Annotated in this window: 19 protein-coding genes; 15 read left to right on the top strand and 4 right to left on the bottom strand. The window is 54.2% G+C overall.

Annotated elements, in window-relative coordinates; all coding sequences use genetic code 11:
• Positions 1 to 13: 13 nt before the first annotated feature.
• The 10 genes from EBB79_RS22545 to EBB79_RS22500 all read left to right on the top strand — a co-directional run bounded on the left by EBB79_RS22545 (position 14) and on the right by EBB79_RS22500 (position 11,744).
• Positions 14 to 1,534 carry a sugar ABC transporter ATP-binding protein gene (locus EBB79_RS22545; RefSeq protein WP_127751295.1) on the top strand — a complete coding sequence of 507 codons (1,521 nt, stop codon included), beginning with the start codon at positions 14 to 16 and terminating at the stop codon, positions 1,532 to 1,534.
• Between the two features lie 23 nt (positions 1,535 to 1,557).
• Entirely contained in the window at positions 1,558 to 2,544 is a 987-nt protein-coding gene (locus EBB79_RS22540) for an ABC transporter permease (RefSeq protein WP_127751294.1), read from the top strand.
• 15 nt (positions 2,545 to 2,559) lie between these two features.
• Positions 2,560 to 3,540, top strand: coding sequence for a sugar-binding transcriptional regulator (locus tag EBB79_RS22535; RefSeq protein ID WP_127751293.1), 981 nt, complete (start codon positions 2,560 to 2,562; stop codon positions 3,538 to 3,540).
• Entirely contained in the window at positions 3,530 to 4,525 is a 996-nt protein-coding gene (locus tag EBB79_RS22530) for an aldo/keto reductase (protein WP_127751292.1), read from the top strand. Before EBB79_RS22535 ends, EBB79_RS22530 begins: the two co-directional genes overlap by 11 nt.
• A 61-nt stretch (positions 4,526 to 4,586) precedes the next feature.
• On the top strand, positions 4,587 to 6,317 hold the full coding sequence (locus EBB79_RS22525; protein WP_127751291.1) for a glycerol-3-phosphate dehydrogenase/oxidase: 1,731 nt from the start codon (positions 4,587 to 4,589) through the stop codon (positions 6,315 to 6,317).
• Positions 6,308 to 7,150, top strand: coding sequence for a class I fructose-bisphosphate aldolase (locus EBB79_RS22520; RefSeq protein WP_127751290.1), 843 nt, complete (start codon positions 6,308 to 6,310; stop codon positions 7,148 to 7,150). Before EBB79_RS22525 ends, EBB79_RS22520 begins: the two co-directional genes overlap by 10 nt.
• Positions 7,104 to 8,639: an FGGY-family carbohydrate kinase gene (locus tag EBB79_RS22515; protein ID WP_127751289.1), complete on the top strand. Its 1,536-nt coding sequence runs from the start codon at positions 7,104 to 7,106 to the stop codon at positions 8,637 to 8,639. Before EBB79_RS22520 ends, EBB79_RS22515 begins: the two co-directional genes overlap by 47 nt.
• A 30-nt stretch (positions 8,640 to 8,669) precedes the next feature.
• Positions 8,670 to 9,680 (top strand): zinc-binding alcohol dehydrogenase family protein, encoded by a 1,011-nt coding sequence (locus tag EBB79_RS22510; RefSeq protein ID WP_127751288.1) that lies wholly within the window; start codon positions 8,670 to 8,672, stop codon positions 9,678 to 9,680.
• 23 nt (positions 9,681 to 9,703) lie between these two features.
• Entirely contained in the window at positions 9,704 to 11,329 is a 1,626-nt protein-coding gene (locus EBB79_RS22505; RefSeq protein ID WP_127751287.1) for a GMC family oxidoreductase, read from the top strand.
• A gap of 103 nt (positions 11,330 to 11,432) precedes the next feature.
• Positions 11,433 to 11,744, top strand: coding sequence for a Dabb family protein (locus tag EBB79_RS22500; RefSeq protein WP_127751286.1), 312 nt, complete (start codon positions 11,433 to 11,435; stop codon positions 11,742 to 11,744).
• Positions 11,745 to 11,881: 137 nt separating this feature from the next.
• Here the strand turns inward: EBB79_RS22500 and EBB79_RS22495 are convergent, their stop codons facing one another.
• The 4 genes from EBB79_RS22495 to EBB79_RS22480 all read right to left on the bottom strand — a co-directional run bounded on the left by EBB79_RS22495 (position 11,882) and on the right by EBB79_RS22480 (position 16,107).
• Complete coding sequence (locus EBB79_RS22495) at positions 11,882 to 12,994, bottom strand: ABC transporter ATP-binding protein (RefSeq protein ID WP_127751285.1); 1,113 nt, start codon at positions 12,992 to 12,994, stop codon at positions 11,882 to 11,884.
• A 4-nt stretch (positions 12,995 to 12,998) separates the two neighbouring features.
• Positions 12,999 to 13,877, bottom strand: coding sequence for a carbohydrate ABC transporter permease (locus tag EBB79_RS22490; protein WP_127751284.1), 879 nt, complete (start codon positions 13,875 to 13,877; stop codon positions 12,999 to 13,001).
• On the bottom strand, positions 13,877 to 14,773 hold the full coding sequence (locus tag EBB79_RS22485) for a carbohydrate ABC transporter permease (protein WP_127751283.1): 897 nt from the start codon (positions 14,771 to 14,773) through the stop codon (positions 13,877 to 13,879). Before EBB79_RS22485 ends, EBB79_RS22490 begins: the two co-directional genes overlap by 1 nt.
• 113 nt (positions 14,774 to 14,886) lie before the next feature.
• A complete protein-coding gene (locus EBB79_RS22480; protein ID WP_420850427.1) occupies positions 14,887 to 16,107 on the bottom strand; it encodes an ABC transporter substrate-binding protein in 1,221 nt (406 codons plus the stop codon).
• 228 nt (positions 16,108 to 16,335) lie between these two features.
• Here EBB79_RS22480 and EBB79_RS22475 point away from each other — a divergent pair, with 228 nt between their 5' ends.
• The 5 genes from EBB79_RS22475 (at position 16,336) to EBB79_RS22455 (ending at position 23,423) form a co-directional block, all read left to right on the top strand.
• Positions 16,336 to 17,394: a LacI family transcriptional regulator gene (locus EBB79_RS22475; RefSeq protein ID WP_127751281.1), complete on the top strand. Its 1,059-nt coding sequence runs from the start codon at positions 16,336 to 16,338 to the stop codon at positions 17,392 to 17,394.
• A 17-nt stretch (positions 17,395 to 17,411) separates the two neighbouring features.
• Positions 17,412 to 18,659, top strand: a complete 1,248-nt coding sequence (locus EBB79_RS22470; RefSeq protein ID WP_338045824.1) for an AGE family epimerase/isomerase — start codon at positions 17,412 to 17,414, stop codon at positions 18,657 to 18,659.
• A 192-nt stretch (positions 18,660 to 18,851) separates the two neighbouring features.
• Positions 18,852 to 19,334: a MarR family winged helix-turn-helix transcriptional regulator gene (locus EBB79_RS22465; RefSeq protein WP_177627905.1), complete on the top strand. Its 483-nt coding sequence runs from the start codon at positions 18,852 to 18,854 to the stop codon at positions 19,332 to 19,334.
• Positions 19,325 to 20,371: an efflux RND transporter periplasmic adaptor subunit gene (locus EBB79_RS22460; RefSeq protein WP_127751278.1), complete on the top strand. Its 1,047-nt coding sequence runs from the start codon at positions 19,325 to 19,327 to the stop codon at positions 20,369 to 20,371. The genes EBB79_RS22465 and EBB79_RS22460 overlap by 10 nt, the downstream gene beginning before the upstream one ends.
• Before the next feature lie 10 nt (positions 20,372 to 20,381).
• The gene (locus EBB79_RS22455) at positions 20,382 to 23,423 is read left to right on the top strand and encodes an efflux RND transporter permease subunit (protein WP_127751277.1); all 3,042 of its coding nucleotides are present in this window, start codon (positions 20,382 to 20,384) and stop codon (positions 23,421 to 23,423) included.
• Positions 23,424 to 23,461: the final 38 nt, after the last annotated feature.

Below are 23,461 nucleotides of genomic sequence, written 5' to 3'. Positions count from 1 at the left end.
CAGAACCCCGGCCATGCCAGATAACGTGATCCTCAAAATTTCGAATGTCAGCAAATCCTTTGGCGCCATTCGCGCGCTTAGGGGTGTTGATTTTGAACTGCGACGCGGTGAGATCCATGCATTGGCCGGTGAAAACGGGGCTGGGAAGTCCACCCTGATGAATGTCATCGACGGCATTCTAAAACCGGACAGCGGTGAGATTATCTGGGACGGCAAACCCGTCCGGATCAACTCTCCGACGAAGGCACAGAAACTGGGCATTGGATTTGTGCATCAGGAAATTGCCTTGTGCCCGGATGTGTCTGTGGCTGAAAACATATTCATGGCGACCACCAATATCAGCCGGTCGTTCTTGATGGATTATAAAGGGCTGGAGGCCAAGGCGCGTGAAGTGTTTCGCCAACTCAGCGACATTGATCCATCGGTTCTGGTGCGAGACCTGTCGATTTCAAATCAACAGCTGGTCGAGATTGCCAAGGCGCTGACGCTGGATTGTAAGGTGTTGATCCTGGATGAGCCCACGGCAGCGCTGACGGATAAAGAGGCACAGGTACTGTTCGGTATCATGCGGCGGTTGGCCGATAGTGGCATTGCGATCATCTATATCTCGCACCGCATGGTCGAGATTTTCGACAATTGTGACCGTGTAACTGTGTTCCGCGATGGCCAGTATATCACCACGCGTAATGTGACAGAGATAGAACCGGGGGATGTGGTCAACGCCATGGTTGGCCGAAAGATTGAGAACCTATATCCGGACAAACAGTCCAGAGAGGAGGCCTCGCCAGACATTATCCTTGCGGTTAAGGGGCTGACGCAGCACCCCCGGTTTAGTGACGTGTCATTCCATCTGAAAAAGGGTGAGATCCTTGGTATAGCCGGGCTGATCGGCTCGGGGCGCAGCGAGATCGTTAAAGGTATTTGCCGGTTGGATGGTGATGTTTCTGGCGATGTTTGGCTGAATGGCGAGCCGCTTGTTCTTAAGCACTATCAAGACAGTATTGCGGCGGGGATGGTCTATCTGTCCGAAGATCGCAAAGGTGACGGCATTTTTCTGGATATGCCAATTTCCGCCAATGTATCGGCATTGAAATTGCAGCAGGTCGCCAGTCCATTGGGCCTGATCAATCGCGAACTAGAAGACGGGCAGGCGGAAAGATTGGGCGATAAGCTGAACCTGAAATGTGGTCAGTTGTCAGATCCTGTGTCCTCACTGTCGGGGGGCAATCAGCAAAAGGTCGCGATTGCCAAGATGTTGTCGGTGAACCCAAAACTAATCTTTTTGGACGAGCCCACGCGGGGAGTTGACGTCGGTGCCAAGGCAGAAATTCACCGCATCCTGCGTGAACTGGCCCGCAGCGGAGTGGGCATCGTGGTGATCTCGTCTGAACTGCCCGAACTGATCGGGGTTAGCGACCGGGTGCTGGTGGTCCGCGAGGGGCGCATCGGCGGGGTGGTCGAGGGCGACATGATTACCGAAGAAAACATTATGCATCTGGCCTCGGGCCTGGATGCCCAAGAATTGACGGGCTGAGGGAGAGCACGGTGGAGAACTCGATGGAAATAACAGCTTCGGCACCCGCAGAGCCAACGACCAGCACGTTGCACAAATTGCTGCGGATGCGCGAAACCGGGTTGATTGCGATCATTCTGGTAATGTTTGTGATTATGTCCTTTGCCTCGCCCTATTTCCTGACCTGGGTGAATATGCGGGCCATGGTCATGGCCTTTGCGGTCGAGGGCATTGTGGTGGTCGGAATGACCATCTTGCTGATCTCGGGCGGGATCGACCTATCGGTTGGATCGGTCACGGCACTGTCGATGGTGATTGCGGGATGGTTGTTCCTGCAAGGCATTGATCCCTGGGTGGCCTCGGCCATAGCGATTGCCGCCTGCACTGCAATTGGGGCCTTTATGGGGTTCTTTGTCACCCGGGTTGGGCTGCATCACTTCATTGTATCACTTGCCGTCATGGTGATTGCCCGAGGCGCTTGCCTGCTGGGCACCGGGGGGAGGCCGTTGGGGCTATATACGCTGCCACCAGAGTTTAAATTCATTGGCCAGGGAACCATAGGGCCGATCCCGCTGGTAATTATCATTTTCCTGGTTGTGGTTTTGGTGTTCGACTTCATGCTGCGTCGCACCACCGTGTTTCGCAAAGTATTCTACACGGGCAGCAACGAAAAGGCCGCCGCATATTCCGGCATCCGCACAAAAAAGGTGATCTTTCTGACCACCACTTTGTGTTCGGCACTGGCGGGGTTTGCAGGCATTATCTACATGGCACGGTTTGGCTCAGCCCAACCCACCTTTGGGCTGGGGATGGAGCTGAACGTGATCGCCGCAGCCGTAATTGGTGGCGCCAGCCTGACCGGTGGAGCGGGAACCATTTTCGGCGCCATCCTCGGTGTGGTGCTGCTGTCTGTGGTCTCCAGCTCGCTCGCTCTGTTGGATGTGTCGGTCTACTGGCAGGACATCATTCGCGGCTCGATCCTGTTGGCTGCGGTTTCGATTGATCACTATCTCAACAAGAAACGCAGCTGAAGGGGGGGGACAGATATGTCAGAACGCATCTCAGATTTTGAACTTTCTCGCCAGATTCACACAGTATTGGTGCTGCATTTTGTTGAAGAGTTGAAACAATCGGAAATCGCCCAACGGCTCAACCTTTCAACGTCAAAGGTGAATAGGTTGATCGCCCAAGGACGCAAGTTAGGTATGGTCAAGATTGATGTGACAAGCCCGTTTCAACGGTTGGCCAAACTGGAGGGCCAACTGGTCGGAGCAACCACACTGAACGGGGCGATGGTGACGCCCACTGTATCGGGCAATCCGGATACTACCCTGCAACAAGTGGGTCGAGCAGCTGCAAATATGTTGTTAGAAACTGTCCGTGACGGTGATGTCATTGCAATCACTGGTGGCAAAGCGATCAGTGCAGTGGTCGAGAATCTGTCACCGGACCGCAATTTCGACATTACTGTTGTGCCGCTTACTGGCGGGGTGCAGGGGAAGTTTTATACCGATGTAAACCACCTGGCCTCGCAAATGGCGGAACGGTTGGGCGGAACTCCGATGCTGATCCACGCGCCGTTGTTTGCCGAAAGCCGTAATCAGCGGGATATGCTGAAAGAAATGGCCTCGACCAAGGAAGTGTTTGATCTGGCGCGCCGGGCTAACGTCGCGCTGGTTGGGGTTGGTTCGGTCGAGCCGCGGGGGTCCAGTTATTACGATCTGAACCCAGTGCCGGAGTCCGATCGAAAGATGCTGGTCGGCATGGGGGTGGCCGCTGAATTCATGGCACATCTGATCGGTGAAAACGGCCGTCTTGCTGAATATGAACTGAACTCCCGCTTAGTGGCATTGAATCCAAGTGAGCTGCAAACCTGCAGAACGGTGATCGGTATTGCCGCCGGAAAGCAAAAGGTACGACCCATTCAGTCAGTGCTGAATGGAAATTTCTTGGATTCACTGGTCCTGGACGAAGAGACCGTCAACGCGGTTCTAGAGACTATGGAAAGGTCAAAACATGTCGCATGAAATGCTAACACGCCCAATAGGAACGTCCGGGATCGAAGCCTCGGTGGTTGGTCTGGGCACATGGGCCATTGGCGGCTGGATGTGGGGCGGCACTGACGAAGCGCAGTCGATCGAGGCTATTCAGACCGCAGTAGATGAAGGGGTCACCCTGATCGATACTGCGCCTGCTTATGGTCAGGGACTGGCCGAAGAGATCGTCGGCAAAGCCTTGGTTGGGCGCCGTGACAAGGTTGTGTTGGCGACCAAATGTGGGTTGGTCTGGCATAGTCAAAAGGGAAACCATTTCTTTGACTATGGCGGTCAGCCAGTGCATCGCTATCTGGGTAAAGACGCGATCATTTATGAGGTTGAGCAAAGCCTGACACGGTTGAAAACCGACTATATTGATCACTACATCACCCATTGGCAGGATCCGACCACCCCCATCGCCGAGACGATGGAGGCGCTGGAGACTTTAAAGCAACAAGGCAAGATCCGCTCGATTGGGGCCAGCAACACGAGTGCAGACGATGTTGCTGCATATGTGGCGGCGGGACAGCTGGACGCCATTCAAGAAGAGTACAGCATGGTCAAACGCGACATTGAGGTTTCGCTGTTGCCACTGTGCGCCGAGCACGGCGTGTCGGCGCTAAGTTATTCGTCGCTGGCGCTGGGGCTGTTGAGTGGCAAGGTTGGACCGGACCGGGACTTCTCGGGCGATGATCAGCGCAAGGGCAACCCGCGCTTTTCAATGGCAAACCGGCATAAGATCGCAGCCCTGATGGTAGAGATCGCGCCTGTTGCCGATGCCCATAACGCGACTTTGGCGCAGACGGTGATCGCCTGGACCGTGCAGCAACCCGGCATCACGTTTTCTTTGTGCGGGGCCCGCAACGCGGATCAAGCCCGCGAGAATGCCGCCGCAGGACGTATCAGACTTTCACAACAGGACATCGCAACCATTACCGCAGCCGCTGGGGCACATTTGACCAACCTCGACGGCTAACCAGTACTGAAAACCGACAACAAGAAAGCGCCAGAGGGTCACTTTGGCGAACGGAGAAGTTATGCCTGCGCAACGACACAGCAGCTTTCAGCGCATCAGCGATAACGGGACCTTTGACGTCATTGTCATTGGCGGCGGTATCAATGGGCTGGGCGTCTACCGCGAACTAGCCCTGCAAGGGCTCCGGGTGCTGCTGGTCGAGCGCAACGATTTTTGTTCAGGCTGTAGTTCGGCGCCGTCGCGAATGATCCACGGCGGGCTGCGCTATTTGGAAAACGGTGAGTTTGATCTGGTTCGCGAGTCGCTGGCAGAACGGGATGCGCTGTTGCGTAATGCACCGCATTTAGTGCGGCCACTGCCAACCACAATCCCGATCACGTCGTTGTTCTCCGGCTTGTTCAATGCGGCTACCAGTTTCTTTGGTGGATCTGGTAAGCCTTCGAACCGGGGTGCATTGCCGATCAAAGCTGGTCTATCACTTTATGATCTGGTGACCCGCAAGCGCCGGATGTTGCCGAAACACAAATTCAGCAGTGCCAGGACGACCTGGAAGCAGTGGCCGAATTTGACCCGCAAGCTGTTGTTCTCGGCCACCTATTATGATGCCTGGATTTCGCATCCGGAACGGTTGGGACTGGAACTGATCACTGATACCAATCGTCTGGCTCCGGATTCGGCTGCAGTGAACTACGCCGAGCTGTCTGTCACAGATGGAGCGTATTCTGTAACTGACTTAGAAACCGGAAATAGCCATCTGGTGACGGCACGGGCGGTGGTCAATGCGGCAGGGGCCTGGCTGGACGAGGTCAACGCGCACTTGTCGCCGCAAAAGACCAAGCCGAAACCGCTGGTGTCTGGCACCAAAGGGTCACATCTCATCCTAGATAATCCTGTGCTGCTAAAGGCGCTGGATGGCCATATGATGTACTTTGAAAATACCGATGGCCGGGTTTGTATTGTATTCCCCTATTTGGGCAAGGTGCTGGCGGGCTCGACTGATATCCGGGTCACTTCGGCGTCGCGGACCCGCTGCGAGCCCGAGGAGATGGACTATATCTTGACCTCGCTGCAGTTGATCTTTCCTGATGTGCCAGTGTCGGCGGACGAGGTCGTATTTAGCTATAGCGGCATCCGCCCCCTACCATCAAGCGATCAAGATTTCACTGGCAGAATCTCACGCGGACATTTCACTCATAAGATGGACGGTCTGGTGCCGCAGTTCTGTATGGTAGGCGGAAAATGGACGACGTTCCGCGCCTTTGCACAGCAGACGGCGGATGAGGTGATGGCAGAGTTGGATCACCCTCGAAAATTGGACACAATTGGCCAGCCAATCGGCGGTGGAGCTGATTTTCCTTTGGCTGCGGGTGCATTGGAGCAGGCATTGATGGCCGAGTATTCGGTGACGCTAGATCGGGCAAAGCATATGGTCACTGCATATGGCACTGGTGCGAGGCAAGTTCTGAATCACTGTGTTTGTTATGCTGATGATCAGCCACTAGAGCAGGATTGTGCCTATACATTGGCCGAAATCAGTTTTCTTATTCGTCACGAATACGTCGTGCACCTGTCTGACATTGTTCTTCGACGTACTGATCTGGCAATCACAGGTGGGCTGAACCTGTTCCTGGTCGATGCTCTTACCAGCCTGATGGCGAAAGAGCTGGACTGGACCTCATCGCAGATCGACACCGAGCGCAGATCGCTTTTGGATGAGCTACATCATTTTCACGGCGTCTTTCTGACTGCACAGAGCCAAAATTCAAAATCAAGGAGTATGGAATGCGTGTAAGCACTAAAGCCCGCATGAATCGGATGTTCACCAACGGCGGTTGTCTGGATGTCGCGATTGATCATGGGGTCTGTAACGAACCCAGCTTTATGGTTGGGCTCGAGGATATGGGCAGTGTGGTGAACACACTGATAGACGCCCGCCCAGATGCGATTCAGATGACCTATGGTCAGGCTGACTTGTTGCAAGCCCGGCCCGAGAAGGACAAACCGGCGCTGGTGATGCGGATCGACATGGGCAATCCCTATAATGATCAGCGTCACCGGGTGATGTGGTCACTGCTGCAAAACGCGGAAGAGCCGATTATCGGTGCGTTGGAAATGGATGCGGCTGCGGTGGTGGTCAATCTGTTCATGCTTCCGGACGAACCTGACCTGTTCCGCCAATGTGTCGAGAATATCTCAAAGGTGCGGGCCGCCTGTGAAAAATACGGTATGCCGCTGATGATCGAACCACTGGTGATGCTGCCCAATGACATTCGCGGTGGCTATCAGGTGGATGGTAACGCCGACAAGATTGTCACGCTTACCCGTTTGGCCAGTGAAATGGGCGCGGACATCATTAAGGCGGATCCAACTGAACACGCCGGGGATTTCCACCGCGTGGTCGAAGCCGCAAGGGTGCCAGTTCTGGTGCGGGGCGGTGGTAAGGAAGATCTGAAAACCGTGCTGTTGAAATCAGCGGCACTGATGGGGCAGGGGGCCAAGGGCATGGTCTATGGTCGCAATATCTATCAGCATGACAACCCAAAGGCTGTGGTCGCTGCATTGATGGCGATGATCCACAATGGCGCCAGCGGTGAAGAAGCATGGGACATTTACAATCGTGAGTAATCAACAGACATATCTGCTGGGACTGGATGCGGGCAACACTGTGATCAAGGCAGTGTTGTTTGATCTGCAGGGACGTCAGGTGGCGATGCATACGTTGGATGGGCAATCCTCGACGCCGCAGCCGGGATATGTTGAGCGTGACCTGAACGAGTTGTGGGCCAATGCAAAAACAGCAATCCGAAACTGTATTGACGCGGCCGGTATCGAGCCAAGCCAGATTGCAGCGGTTGGCTGTGCCGGTCACGGCAACGGGCTATATCTGGTGGATCGCGATGGTGAACCACTGATTGGCATTCAATCGCTGGACACGCGTGCCGCGGATCTGGCGGCGGAACTGGCCGCGGCCCATGGCGATGCCTTGCATGAGATCTGTCTGCAAAAACCATGGCCCTCGCAAACGCCTGTGTTACTGGCCTGGATCAAACGTCATCGCCCCGAAATCTATGCGCAGGTTGGATCTGTGATGCTGTGCAAGGATTTTATCAATTTTAAACTGACAGGTCTTCGCACCAGCGACATTTCAGATATGTCCGGGTGCGGGTTGTTGCGGATGCCGGATTGCACATATGACGACGATTTGCTGACCCTGTATGGGCTAGAGGACGCTCGGGGTATGTTACCCTGGTTGTTTGATCCGGCGGATGTTGCTGGCACAATAAGCGCCCAATCTGCCAAAGTTACTGGACTGGCAGAAGGCACGCCGGTTGTGGCGGGTTACTTTGACGTGGTTTCCAGTGCGATGGGGTCTGGAGTGGTTTCAGCAGGACAGGCTTCTATCATCTGCGGCACATGGAGCATCAATCAGGTGTTTTCAAGCACGCCCGTGGTTGATCCTGAAGTATTCATGGTTGCCGGTTTCGGGCGTGCTCGATTTGTCAATATTGAAGCCAGCGCCACTTCGGCTGCCAATCTGGAATGGTATGTCCGAGAATTCGTTGAACGTGGCGAACATCATGACGATCCGTTTGGCTATTGCAATGCACGAGTGGCAGAGATCACTGCGGCATGTGATGACCCATACTTCCATCCGTTTCTCTATGGCTCGGGGCAGGGGGCGGAATATCGCGCTGGGTTTTACGGTGTTGCCGGTTGGCATAGCGAAGGCCACATGCTGCGCGCATTATTCGAAGGTGTTATGTTTGAACATCGGCGTCACATTGACGTTTTGCGCGGCGCAGGGGTGCAGTTCAACTCGGCGATGTTATCGGGTGGCGGATCACGCAGCCCGGTTTGGCCGCAGATGTTCGCAGACGGGTTGGGCGTTCCAGTGACAGTAGCCGAGGCGCAGGAAACCGGTGCGTTGGGGGCCGCTATTGGCGCTGGTCTGGGTGCCGGGCTGTTTGCCGACTACGAGAACGGCATTGCAGAAATGACCCGCAGTCGTGCCTCGTTCACCCCTGATGCTGCGATGCAGTCCCATTATGACAAACGCTACAGCCGCTATCTGCAACTGAGCGAGGCCATGAAGTCGATGTGGGCCAAATCCTGAGACATAATCTATCATAGAAGGAGTGCAGCCATGCGTGCTGTCGGATTTTTGAAGTCGCTACCTATCGAGGCTGCGGAAAGTTTGTTTGATGTGGACCTACCGGACCCTAAGCCGGAGCCGAACGACCTGTTAGTCGAGATTGAGGCTATCTCGGTCAACCCGGCAGATGCCAAGCGGCGCATTCGGACTGCGGTTGATAAACCGCATGAAACGCCATTTATCCTTGGCTATGACGCCGTGGGCGTCGTGGTTGAATGCGGTGCCGAGGTGACCGATTTCAAACCGGGGGACCGGGTTTGGTATGCCGGTGACGCCAACCGCCCGGGTTCTTATGCTTCGCTGCAATGTGTCGATCACAGGATCGCCGCCCATGCCCCACAAAGCGTCTCGCCCGAGGCGGCGGCATCGTTGCCGTTGGTTTCGCTAACCGCGTGGGAAATCTTGTTTGAGAGGTTGCAAGTGCCACAGGGTGAGACGCCATTTTCGCTGCTGATTATTGGTGGCGCTGGCGGTGTTGGCTCAATTACCGCGCAGATTGCCCGTAAATTGACCAACGCAACGGTGATCGCGACGGCATCGCGTCCCGAAACAGCTGAATGGTGCCGTCAGATGGGGGCTCATCATGTGGTGAACCATCGCGATCTGGTTGCCGATATGAAGCAGGCCGAGTTTGATCAGGCCGACTATATCGTGCAATACGCCGACACCGCTCAGCACTGGGATGCAATGTGCGAGTTGATCGCACCCCAGGGCCGTATCGGTACCATCGTTGAGACCTCAGAAAAGCTGGATATTTCAGCATTACAGGGGAAGTCCGCTGCCTTGATGTGGGAGCTGATGTTCACACGCTCGCTGTTTGGGACGCCGGATATGTACAAACAAGGACATATTCTGGCTCATATGGCGCGGTTGGTTGATGACGGCGTCATTGCCACCACGGAAACCAAGATCCTGCATGGCCTGTCTTCGGACACCTTGAAAAAGGCCCACCAGATCATCGAAGGCGCTGCCATGATTGGCAAGCTGGTGATCAAATACTAACCTCAATACCCGGATAAAAGACTATGGCGCAGGCGCAGCCCCTGGATGGGCAGTATGACTATATTATCGTAGGGGCTGGCACTGCCGGCTGCGTGTTGGCCAATCGGCTGAGTGAGGATCCAAAGATCCGCGTTTTGTTACTGGAGGCAGGGAGAAAAGATAACTACCACTGGGTGCATATTCCGGTGGGGTATCTGTATTGCATCGGCAATCCGCGTACCGACTGGATGATGAAAACTGCGCCCGAACCTGGGTTGAATGGCCGTAGTCTGACCTATCCGCGTGGCAAAGTGCTGGGAGGCTGCTCGTCGATCAATGGCATGATATATATGCGGGGCCAGTCTACCGATTACGACCATTGGCGCCAGCTGGGCAATGTGGGTTGGGGCTGGGACGACGTGCTTCCCTATTTCCTCAAATCGGAAGATCACCATGGCGGTGGTTCTGAACTGCATGGATCAGGTGGTGAGTGGAAAGTCGCAAAGCAACGGCTTGAATGGGATATTCTGGGTGCAGTGCGGGATGGTGCCAAGGAATTCGGTATAACGCCACGCGAGGATTTCAACGATGGGAGCAACGAAGGCAGTGGTTTCTTTGAGGTCAATCAAAACAAGGGCGTGCGCTGGAACACTGCCAAGGGTTTTTTGCGTCCGGCCATGCAACGACCCAACCTTCGGGTCATTACCAAGGCTGAGACCGAACGAGTAATAGTCGAAGGTCGCCGGGTCACTGGCGTGCTTTTCCGCCACAAAGGAACGCAATTTCAGGCCCGTGCTGATGCCGAGGTTTTGCTAGCGGCAGGCGCGATTAACACTCCCAAATTGTTGGAACTGTCGGGCATTGGAAATCCCGAACTGCTGCGCGGATTGGGGCTGGATGTGACTCTGAATCAGCCCGCTGTGGGCGAAAACCTGCAAGACCATCTGCAAATCCGAACCGTGTTTAAGGTGCAAAATGCGAAAACCCTGAACACAATGGGCAACAGTCTGCTGGGGAAGGCCCGGATCGCGTTGCAATATGGGTTGATGCGAAGTGGCCCAATGTCGATGGCCCCCAGCCAGTTTGGTATGTTTACCAAATCGGATCCTTCGCTTGAGATGCCAGATCTGGAATATCACGTCCAGCCATTGTCAACTGATAAGCTGGGAGATCCGTTGCACCCGTTCCCGGCAATCACCGTATCGGTTTGCAACCTTCGGCCCCAAAGTGTTGGGAACTGCCATATCACCAGTGCTGACCTTGGTACTCAACCAAAAATCGCGCTGAATTACCTGTCAGTAGAAAACGATCGACGTATTGCTGTGCAATCAATCAAACAGGTGCGGCAAGTCATGACAGCAAGGGCCCTGTATCCCTATCAACCGCAAGAGATTCTGCCAGGACCGAGCACCCAGACAGACGAGGAAATCTTGCAGCAAGTCGGCAATATCGCCACCACTATTTTCCACCCTGTCGGCACCTGCCGCATGGGTATTGATGAATCTGCGGTGGTAGATCCACAACTGCGTTTGCGTGGACTTGATGGATTACGCATTGTTGATGCCTCAGTAATGCCGAAAATTGTTTCCGGTAATACGGCCTCGCCCGTCGTGATGATTGCCGAAAAAGCCGCCGATCTGATCCGAAGTAATGCACGACTCGTAAACTGATCTTCGCTGGTTTAGGAATTGAAACCGAGAGGTATGTCACAGGTTTGCGTAGCACGATACAGACACCTCTCTGGGCCATGATTGGGACGAAAACGGGTGAACCATGTTAAAACACTGTGTCTTTATCAACTTTAAGAGTGACGTTTTGATTGGCGAAAAAGAAGCCATCATGGAAGGTTTGGCCAGTTTGGTGGGTGTCGTCGATGGGGTGATTGACATGTCATTTGGACCCAATCTTGATTTTGAAAAGAAATCACTGGATTTTGACTATGGGTTCATCATGACATTCCGTGATCGCAAAGCACATCTGGCTTATGAAACACATGAAATCCATGTGGAAATGGGTGCCAGGCTGGTTGCGGCCAGTTGCGGTGGGGTCGACGGAATTGTCGTTTTCGACGTGGAAGCCGACTAGGCGGCAAAAGGTGCGGCACCGACCTCTATGATCCAAACATGACTTGAGGGTCGATACGTGTCTGCCCACAGCTAATTTGTACCCGATTCATGAACGATAAGTAGTGCCCTTATCGCTCATGAATGGATGGGTCCACACTATGGTTTGATGCGATTTTTTGACTGCGGATCAAACACCACTGCCTTTTCCATATTCACCGCGAAGTCGAACATCTGTCCCGACGCAATCTCGGTATCGGCCCGCATCCGTGCGATGACGTTTGTTCCACCAAGTGTGGTCGTGACAAAAGTATCAGCCCCGGCTGGCTCGATCACGTCCACGGTATTTTGAAGCGTCCCGATGTTCGAAGACTTCCGGTCCGCGCCTTCTGGATCTGTCAGGGCTTCGGGGCGGATGCCCAAAAGGATCTCTTTACCCTGCCAATCGGCCATGTTGGCTTGGCTGAACTTAAGAGGGGTCTTTTGCCCGGCGCTATTTGTGATCTCGGCGTGTGGCAAGCCGTCGATCATTGAAACCTTAGCGGGCAAGATATTCATTGCAGGGGATCCCATAAAGGTCGCGACAAACAGATTTGACGGTGTGTCATAAATTTCCTTGGGCGTACCCAGTTGCTGGACATATCCGTCGTTCATTACTGCAATTCGGGTCGACAGCGTCAGGGCCTCGATCTGGTCATGGGTGACATAGACAATTGTGGTTTTTAGTTTTTCGTGCAGTTTCTTGATTTCGGTGCGCATGTCGACACGCAGTTTTGCATCGAGGTTGGATAGGGGCTCATCAAACAGGAACACATCCGGTTCGCGGACCAGTGCACGGCCCATGGCCACCCGCTGGCGCTGTCCGCCTGACAGTTGACCGGGTTTGCGATCCAGAAGCGGTTCGATCTGCAGAAGCTTTGCAACACTGGCCAGCGCCTTGTCACGCTCAGGCTTGGCGACGCCGTGCATTTCCAGCCCGAATGTCATGTTCTGGCCCACGGTCATGTTGGGGTAAAGCGCGTAGCTTTGGAACACCATTGCGATGTTGCGCTTAGATGGGTGGACGCCATTCATGACGCGACCCTTGATGGAAATATCCCCATCTGTGATGTCTTCCAACCCAGCGATCATGTTCAACAGGGTGGACTTGCCGCAGCCAGAAGGGCCGACCAACACCAAGAATTCGCCTTCTTTCACAGCGATGTCGACGTGATGCAGAACTTCGATGTTGCCGTAAGATTTGGTGACGCTTGAGATGTCTAGAAAACCCATGAGATTAGCCTTTTACAGATCCGGCCATCAGACCGCGGACAAAGTACCGGCCCGCGACGACATAGACGAGGAGAGTGGGGAAGGCGGCGAGGATCGCGCCTGCAAAGTGGACGTTATATTCTTTCACACCCGTTGAAGACTGAACCAGGTTGTTCAGCGCAACCGTCATGGGCTGGGTTTGACCGCCAAATGAGGCTCCAAACAAGAAATCGTTCCACACATTGGTAAACTGCCAGATCACAGAGACCACGGTAATGGGTCCAGAAACAGGCAGCATGATGCGCCAAAAAATACGAAAGAAGCCGGCGCCATCGATCATGGCAGCATGCACCAGTTCGGTCGGGAAGGCGGCATAGTAGTTCCGGTAGTAAAGCGTTGTGAAGCCAATACCGTAAACGACGTGGACAAGGATCAATCCGGGAATAGAGCCAGCCAGACCGATTTTACCAAGGATTGTCGCCATGGGGATCAGTACGATCTGAAATGGGATGAAGCAGGAGAACAGTAACAAGCCAAACAGGATTGTGTCCCCACGAAACCGCCACTTGGTCAGCACATAGCCATTCAGCGCACCGATCCCGGTAGAGATGGCAACAGCGGGCACCACCATCAGGATAGAATTCAGAAAATAGGGTTTCAGCCCAGTTGCCTCGACCCCGATCTGGGCTGTGGACCAGGCCTTTAACCAAGGCTTGATCGTCCATGTCTCCGGCAGGGCCATCATGTTGCCACCAGTGATTTCATCCAGTGGTTTCAGTGAATTTACAACCATGACAAAGAAGGGCAGCAAATAGAACAGCGCCGAGAGCAACAGCACAAGGTAGATAAAAACGCGGGTGATTTTGCCGGAGCTGACGGCGGTGTCTTGTGTTGCAACGGACATCAGGACTTCTCCTTCAGCTCGGCATAGAGGTACGGCATCATGATCGCTGCAATGGTCATCAGCATGATGACAGCGCTGGCCGCACCGGTTCCCATCTGGTTTCGGGTGAAGGTGTAGGAATACATGAATGTCGCGGGCAGCTCGGTCGCCCGGCCTGGTCCACCACCCGTCAGGGCAATGACAAGGTCATAAGATTTGACTGCCAAGTGGGCAAGGATCACAAAGGCCGACAGAAATGCCGGGCGCAGCATTGGGATGACGATACGGCGATACAGGTTCCAGTTCGAGGCGCCGTCAATCTGTGCTGCCTTAAGGATTTCATTATCAATGCCGCGCAGACCGGCCAAAAACATTGCCATAACAAAACCACTGGTTTGCCAGACGGCCGCAATTACAATGGTGTAAATCGCCATGTTCCGGTCTTTGATCCAGCCAAACTCGAAGCTCTCCCAGCCCCAAAGATGCATGGTGTTCTCCAGTCCAATTCCGGGATCAAGAAACCACTTCCAAGCTGTGCCGGTGACGATGAACGACAGCGCCATCGGGTAAAGGTAGATGGGGCGCAGCATACCCTCTCCACGGATCTTTTGATCCAGCAGAATGGCCAGCGTCAATCCGATCACTGTGCAGATGATGATGTAGAGCGATGCAAAAATGGCAAGATTGGTGACGGCGGTCCACCAGGTCGAAAGCCCCCAAAGCCGGACATAGTTATCAATGCCGATCAAGTCATACTTGGGCAGCATTTTCGAGCCGGTGAAGCTGAGGTAGACCGTGTACAGAATGAACCCATACACAAACACCAGCATCATCGCGATGGACGGCGACAACACCAGTTTTGGAATCCATCCCTGTAGTTTCGTGCGGAAATCCGCATCAGAGGCATAGTTTGCCATCTTTCCCCCATTTTGTCGGCGCAGTCGCACCAACTCGTCTTTTAAAGATGGGCCGAGGATCGCCCCCCGGCCCAGAGTTGGTGAAGCCATATTCGCTGGCTTCACAAGGGAGGTTACATTGCGGATTCGACCGCGTTGACCATTTCCTGTGCTGCAGTTTCAGCGTCGTATTCGCCGTTGAAGTGGGCGGTGACGACGTCATAAATTGCGTTCTTCACCGAAGCTGGGACCGAATGGCCATGTGCCATGGAGCCAAACAGGCGTCCATTGCCGCCAGCATCGGCCAGATCTGCCATGCCTTTTTGACCGCAATCATCAAAGTCGGTGTTGGGCACATCCGTCCGCGCTGGCACCGACCCTTTGACCACGTTGAATGCGGATTGGAACACAGGGTCCATCACAGCCGAGGCCATTGCCAGTTGCGCTTTGTTGCCTTCTTCGACGTCGAACATGACAAACTGGTCCGAGTTGAAGGTAACGGCACCTTGGGTGCCAGGAAAGCGGATGCAAACAAAATCTTCTCCGGGTTTTTGATCCGCGCGTAGGAATTCACCCTTCGCCCAGTCGCCCATCATCTGCATGCCAGCTTCGCCATTGATCACCATTGCTGACGCAAGGTTCCAGTCGCGACCCGAGAAATTGTCATCGACATAGCCGCGCAGGGTATCCATGCGTTGGAAAGCCTCGACCATTGTCGCGCCGCCCAAGGCATCCATGTCCAGATCGATCAGCGCTGATTTATAGAAGTCATCGCCCATGCTTAGCACAACCGCATCAAAGATTGTGGCGTCCTGCCAAGCCTGACCGCCGTGCGCCAGCGGCGTGATGCCATTGGCCTTCATTGCGTCCAGAACGGCCGTCAGTTCATCCCAGCTGGTTGGTGCACCAAGACCGGTTGCATCCAGCGCGGATTTGCTGATCCAGACCCAGTTGGTCGAATGCACATTAACAGGTGCCGCGATCCAGTTGCCGTCATGCTTGGAAAATGCCTGCAGGGCCTCGGGTACAACTTTGTCCCAACCTTCGGCTGCGGCCACTTCGTTGAGATTGCCCAGAACGTCTTCGTTGGCCCAGTCAACAATGTCAAATCCCAGCATCTGCACAGCCGTTGGAGCGTCGCCAGCTGTGACACGGGCCCGTAAAGTTGTCATGGCAGCTTCGCCGCCGCCGCCGGCAACGGGCATATCAAGCCAGCCAATTTTCTGACCCGCCAGATTATCCTTTAATACGTTCAAGGCAGCAGCTTCGCCACCCGAGGTCCACCAATGCAGGACTTCTACCTCTTCAGCGTAGGCAGATCCCGAAGTTAGAGCGACAAGCGCAGCGCTGGCCATCAGTTTCTTGAGTTTCATAATTTCCTCCCAGAAAATTTCATATCTATTTATAACGTTATAATTGATGAGTCTGTCAAGGCTCAACAGTTGATCAAAATTACTACATATTTCCCCATAAAATAAGGGTGTTTTGACAGCAGTCGAGAATAATGGCATATTTATTTTTGCGGGCATTGCTTGTTTAATCGTATTAAATTACCGTGTCAGACATCTTAAAAGCAGTGAGCTATGACAGAGCCAACCAAGATCAAACGCCCAACACAGCGCACTATCGCTGCAAAAATGGGAATTTCCGTGGGGGCCGTTTCGCGCGCTTTAGCGAATGATCCGCAGATGTCAGAAGAGACTCGTGCTCTTGTCAAATCGGTTGCGACCGAACTTGGGTATTCGCCAGACCGCGCCGCTCAACGTCTTCGGACTGGGCGCACGAAGGTTATCAATTTGATCTTGCCGCCACATGAGGAAATTCTTGGATTTGGTACTCTGTTGATCCGAGGCATCAGTGCACAACTGGAAAATACGGGCTATCATCTTGTCGTGCTGCCTGATTTTGGATTGGACAAATCTGCTGAACAGATCCAGCGGGTAGTTCGCGACAAATTGGCGGACGGGATTATATTTTCGCGTACCACACCGGATGACAACCGTATTAAATTTCTTCTTGAAGCGGATTTTCCGTTTGTTTCGCATGGTCGGTCAGAATTGGCGACACCCCATCCCTTTGTGGATTACGATAACTATGCCTTTGGGCGCCAGGCTGCGGAGACGCTAATCGACAGAGGAGCCCAGAAGCTGGGCATTTTGCTCCCGCCCGAGCGCTTCACTTTTCGTCAGCACTTACTGCACGGCTTCATGACTTCAGTCCGGGCGGCAGGTGTTGATTGCGAAGTTCTAGATGGCATCTCGCTGGATAGCAGTGCTGAAGCCATTTCGGCAAATATTCATAAACGGTTCGCTGCTCCGGATGCTCCTGACGGATTGGTTCTTCCAGGTGATGTTTCGGGTCTTGCCGCGCTTGCCGCTATTCAGGATTTGGGGTTGGTTCCGGGGCAAGACGTCCAGCTTGTGGTCAAGCAAACCTCAGGAGTCTTTGATCTGGTGCGACCGAAGGTGCCCAGCCTTTATGAGGATCTGTCGGAGGCTGGTGAAAAGCTGGCGGACCTTCTGTTGAAACGTATCGCGGGCGCACCAACGGCAGAGCTGCAGTATATTCAAACGATCTCGAGCGGGGCTTCTACAAGCGACACTTCTCCAGATTCACAATCACGCGTTTCTAGCGCTAGTTGACATAGATGAGGCCTCCTTTGGCAAACATACCAAACAACCGCCACCACGACGCCGACGCTTTCCGGTTTGGAACGTCTGCCCACCGGGATTTTCTGCGCAAAGACGCCAAGCGACAGTTTGACTTCTTCCGCAGCAGTGTACGCCCTGAACCGGGTTTTTTCGTGCTGGGTTATGACGGGAACCCGCTGACCGATACCGTGCAGGAACTTCACACGACCGCCCGGCTGACCCATTCCTATGCACTGGGACATATTTTCGGTCTGGAGGAATGCGACACGGTGATCGACAAGGGAATGGCGTATCTATGGAGTCACCACCGCGACCGTGACCATGGCGGATATCTATGGGCTTTGGATGGTGAGACCGTTCATGATGGTCGCAAACTTGCTTACGGGCATGTATTTGTTTTACTGGCGGGCGCCAGTGCCAAGATGGCCGGGCACCCCGATGCTGACCGTCTGATTGATGATGTAACGGCGGTTTTGGAGACTCATTATTGGGAGGGTAATCACGGCCTGTTTGCGGATGAGTGGAACCGCGACTGGAGCCCGTTTTCGAGCTATCGAGGGATGAATGCCAACATGCATGGGGTCGAGGCCCTTTTGACCGCTTTTGAGGCAACCGGGCGCGAAACCTATTTGAGCATGGCGGGCCAGATTCTCGGCTTCTTTGTTAACCGGATTGCGGCCGCTGAAAATTGGCGATTGCCAGAGCATTATACCGCAGACTGGCAGATCGATCGGCTGTATTCGGGCAATCCCATGTTCCGCCCCGGTGGCACAACGCCTGGACATTCCTTTGAACTGGCACGCCTTTTGCTTCAATATTGGGATCTTTCCGGCCGCCCGGAGAATAATACTCAAGAGGTAGCGTGGAAGTTGACCGAAAGAGCGTTGTCGGACGCTTGGAATAACGAGTTGGGTGGTTTTGCCTATACTCTCAACTTTGACGGAACTCCTGCGATTGGCTCTCGTTACTGGTGGCCTGTGACTGAGGCGATCGGAGTTCTGGCAAGTTTTCTCAAGCTCGGCGGCAATCAGGTGCAGCATGATTGGTACAGCCGGCTCTGGTGCTTTGCTGATGCACATTTTATCGATTATGAAAATGGTGGTTGGTTTCCGGAAATTGATGAACAGGGCAAACCGACAACAACTCAGTTTCTGGGCAAACCTGATATCTATCATTCCGTCCAGGCGGCTCTGTTTCCCTTGACTTCGGGTCTATCAAAACTCGGCGAAGAGCTGCGCGGCGCCTTGATCAGCTAGCTTAAGAGCGTCCTTACCTTTTGATATTTCTAAAAACATCCCAACGTCAGGTTGCGATGCCTACTGGTGATTGCGGCAACAACTGCAACTTCAGAACTTAATTCTTCAAAGATGAGTCCATTAAAATTTGGTTCTCTTCTTGAAAGGTTCGATAAGTGAAGTATATCGCCTATGGGCCACTTAGGAACAGCTATGAGTTTAGACCAAACGGATAATACCTTTCTAGCGCTGACACCGGAAATTCGGGCAATTTTGGGTGTGTTTGCATTGTATTGGAAGTTGGATGACAGCATCGAAAAGATGAATGACGATCCAAAGCTCACTAAGATGGAATGCCGGATGATTATTCGGTTGGACCAACCCAACCGCATGGGGCTGCTTGCTCAGATGATGTTGACCGTTCCCTCAACAGTTACGGCGACTGCCGACAGTCTGGAAGAGCAGGGCTATGTGCAACGGCGAAGAGATCCTGAAGACAGACGGGCGTGGTTGCTGGAACTGACACAAAGCGGTTGGGAGCGACGTCGTGAAATGGAGCAATTGGCCAGCGAGATGTTCCTCGAGGCCTCGGGTCTGAACAAAGATGAAACGCTGATTTTTTCCGAACTGGCCGGAAAAATCTACGACAATGTATTGCGAACCGGTGTTCCGGAAGGACTAAAGACATGCGATTGATGACACCATTCTCGGCGCTTTTGGTTTCTGCGCTGGCGTTGACCCCAATGGCATCTGCGGCTGAGGCAGGGTTTAAACCAGTAAAACTGATGAAGACGGAAACTGGGGAGGCGCGGCTGGAGCGTCAGTTCTTTGGCCAGGTTGCGGCCAAGCAAAGTGTTGATCTGGCATTCCAGGTTGCTGGGCAGCTTCTTAAGTTTCCGGTGACCGAAGGCTTTCTTGCTCCCAAGGGTACGTTGATTGCCGAGCTTGATCTTGAACAGTTTGAACTGAACCTAGAGCAAGCGCAGTTGCAGAAGGCTCAGGCCGATCGCACTGTGACCCGGATGGAGCGGCTGGAGGGTACAGTCAGTCAGGTCGCAATGGATGATGCGGAAACCCAGGCGGGGCTGGCTGCAATCGAAGTGCGAAACGCCCAATATGCGCTGCGTCACGCGACCCTGCGGGCCCCCTTTGATGCGCTGGTGTCCAGCCGTGAAGTGGCCCTTTTTACCACTGTCAGTGCGGGGGCTCCGATTGTCCGCCTGCACGACATGTCAGAATTGCACATCGAAGTCGATGTTCCGGAAATTTTGTTCCAACAATCCGAGCAAGATAAAGTTTTGGAAATCACCGCAAGCTTTCCCGGGCGTGAAGGTGACTTTCCATTGCAAATTCTCGAATTTGATGCTGAGGCAAGCAACGTTGGGCAAACTTACCGCGTGACTTTTCTGTTTGAACCACCCGCGGGCATGCAGATCTTTCCAGGGGCTTCGGCGACAGTAAGGGTGCTGGCGGACGCTGGGGATGATATTATTTCACTGCCCTCAACGGCTCTGGTCAGCAAGCCGTCAGGGCAAGTTGGTGCAATGGTATTTTCACCAACCGGAGCTGACGAGGGATCCGTGACATGGACCCCCGTGGAAATCGAGCCAACTCAATTTGGCGATTTTCGCGTAGTGTCCGGGCTGGCCGGGGGAGAGGAAATTGTGCTGACCGGTGGTGGTGCTTTGACGGACGGTCAATCGGTGCGCCGGTTCACCGGCTTTGCGAACTAAGGGGCGCGTTATGAACATCGCACGCGCGTCAATCGACAGACCTCTTTATACGTGGCTGATTATGCTGATCGCCCTTGCGGGCGGCATTTGGGGTTTCACCTCGCTGGGACGGCTTGAAGATCCGGCCTTTACCATCAAGCAGGTGGTGATTTCGACCCAATATCCCGGTGCCACCGCTGAGCAGGTGGCGTTTGAGGTATCTGAACCACTGGAGTCTGCCATCCAAAAGATGGCCGAGGTCAAGCTGATCACCTCGATCAACCAGCCTGGGTTCTCCCTGATCGAAGTGGAAATGCAGGATATTTATGACGGCACCGAGCTTCCTGAAATCTGGACCAAGCTGCGCGCCCGTATACGGGATGCGTCGCGTGGACTGCCTGACGGGGTTGGGCAGCCGTTTGTGAATGACAGTTTTGGTGACGTGTTCGGCCTGTTTTATGCGGTTACAGCTGAAGGGTATACCGACGCTGAAAAGCATGAATTGGCGACGTTCCTGCGTCGTGAGTTGCTGACGGTGGATGGCGTCGCAGATGTCGAGGTCTCGGGCCTGCCAAACGAGGCGATCTTTGTTGAGCCGGATTTGTCGATTTCAGTGAACCAGAACATCGCAATGTCGGCTATTGCCAATGCCATTGCCACTTCGAACTCGGTGAGGTCGGCGGGCACTTTGGATGCGGGTCCAAGTGAAACCCGGCTGCTAGCGCCGGCAGGCTCTGACAGTGTGACCGAAATCGCAGGCCTGTCGGTGGGGGCCGAGGGCGAAGTCATCAATATTGTCGACATGGCTTCGGTCCATCGCGGTCGTACAACGGATCCGGACTTGATCATTCGCTTTAACGGAACCGAGGCATTTTCCTTTGGGATCGCTGGTCTGGCAACTGAAAATATTGTCGAGGTCGGCAAACGCGTTGACGCAAAGCTGGCGGAACTGGACGCAGACATCCCCTATGGGGTTCAGCTGGAGCCGATCTATCAGCAGCATGTTGTGGTCGAGCAGGCCTCGAATGACTTTCTGATCAACCTGGCCATGTCCGTGGCCATTGTAATTGCGGTTTTGGCTATGTTTATGGGTTGGCGCGCTGCTGTTGTGGTGGGCACAACGCTGCTGCTGACGGTGGTCGGCACCTTGCTGTTCATGAAGCTGTTTTCCATCTCGATGGAGCGGATTTCGCTCGGCGCGCTGATTATTGCCATGGGGATGTTGGTCGATAACGCTATTGTGGTGGCCGAGGGCATGCAGATCTCGATGTTGCGCGGAAAGTCGTCACGCAATGCAGCGCAGGACGCGTCGGACAAGACGCAGATACCGCTGCTGGGGGCCACGGTCATTGGCATCATGGCCTTTGCCGGTATCGGCCTTAGCCCGGATTCCGCGGGTGAGTTTCTGTTCTCACTATTCGCAGTGATTGCGATCTCTTTGCTGCTCAGCTGGTTGCTGGCTTTGACCGTCACGCCGCTGCTGGGGCATTATTTCTTCAAGCAAGGTACAGAGGGCGGCGCGGATGCCTATGGCGGACTATTGTTTCGCGCCTATGGTGGCACGTTGAGATTGGCACTTAAACTGCGTTGGTTGGTTGTTGTTGGTCTGGTCGCTGTCACAGTTGTCTGTTTCATCGGCTTTGGTCAGGTCAAACAACAGTTTTTCCCGAACTCAAATACACCGCTGTTCTTTGTGCACTACAAACTGCCGCAAGGGACGTCGATACACACCACGTCGGACCATTTGAAAGTTTTCGAAGGCTGGTTGGACAAACGCGATGATGTGGTGTCGGTGGCCAGCTTTGTCGGGCAGGGGGCCTCGCGGTTCATGCTGACCTATCAGGCGGAAAAACCAAACGCCAGCTACGGTCATCTGATCATCCGCGCTCCAAATCTGGAGGCAATTCCGGCCATTCAGGCGGATCTTGAGGCATTTGGTCAGGCGCAGTTCCCCGAGGGTGAATTCCGCACCAAACGTTTGGTCTTTGGCCCCGGGGGCGGCAACCCAATTGAAGCGCGGTTCTCGGGTTCTGATCCAAAAGTGCTGCGTGAACTGGGGGAAGAGGCAGCCGCTCGATTGGCTGCTGCATCTGACAACATCCTGAGTGTGCGCAACAATTGGCGCGAACAAGAATTGGTGTTGAAACCCATCTATGCCACCGACCGCGCGCAAACCGCCGGTGTTAGCCGTGAGGATATTGCCGACACGCTGATGTTCTCAACTGACGGCATTACCGGCGGTGTGTTCCGCGAGCGCGAGCGGCTGATCCCGATCATTCTGCGGCGTCCGGTGGATGGCGCTTATAACCTGATGGATCAGGTGGTTTACTCCAGCTCAACCGGCAAGTTCCTTCCACTGGAACAGATGATCGACGGGGTAGACGTAGAGGTGCAAAACACCTTGGTCCATCGCAGAGACCGGGTGCCAACCCTGACGGTCAGTGCCGATATTCCTGCGGACCTGACTGCAGCGTCGGTGTTCAACGAAGTACGTGATGTGATCGAGGCGATGGAGCTGCCATCGGGCTACAAGATGGAGTGGGGCGGCGAACACGAAAGCGCGGCGGATGCCAATGCAAGCCTGGGCGGACAACTGCCCCTGTCAGGGCTGATCATGGTGCTGATTTCAGTGTTACTGTTCAACGCCATTCGCCAACCTGTGATCATCTGGTTGTTGGTGCCGATGTCGGTGAATGGCGTGGTGATCGGATTGCTGGGAACGGGTCTGCCGTTTACCTTCACTGCTTTGCTTGGTCTGCTCAGCCTGTCGGGGATGTTGATCAAGAACGGTATTGTGCTGGTCGAAGAGATTGATCTGGTTCGAGCCGAAGGCAAAAAGATACGCGAGGCCATTGTCGAGGCATCCGTGTCGCGTTTGCGTCCTGTCATGCTGGCGGCGGTGACCACTGTGCTCGGCATGGTTCCCCTGCTTGGTGATGCCTTTTTCAAATCGATGGCGGTGACCATCATGGGTGGCTTGACCTTTGCCACCGTGCTGACCCTGATTGCCGCGCCAGTGTTCTACCTGATCTTTTTTGGCCGCGAGGCCAGACGAGAAGCCAAAGCCGCATAAGGGGCGACTAGGGCCTGATGCCGGACCGCAAGGTCCGG

The organism is Parasedimentitalea marina (assembly GCF_004006175.1).
GTDB classification, from domain to species: domain Bacteria; phylum Pseudomonadota; class Alphaproteobacteria; order Rhodobacterales; family Rhodobacteraceae; genus Parasedimentitalea; species Parasedimentitalea marina.
Note: the sequence above shows the minus strand (reverse complement) of the source record. Positions and strands in the feature narration are given on the sequence as shown.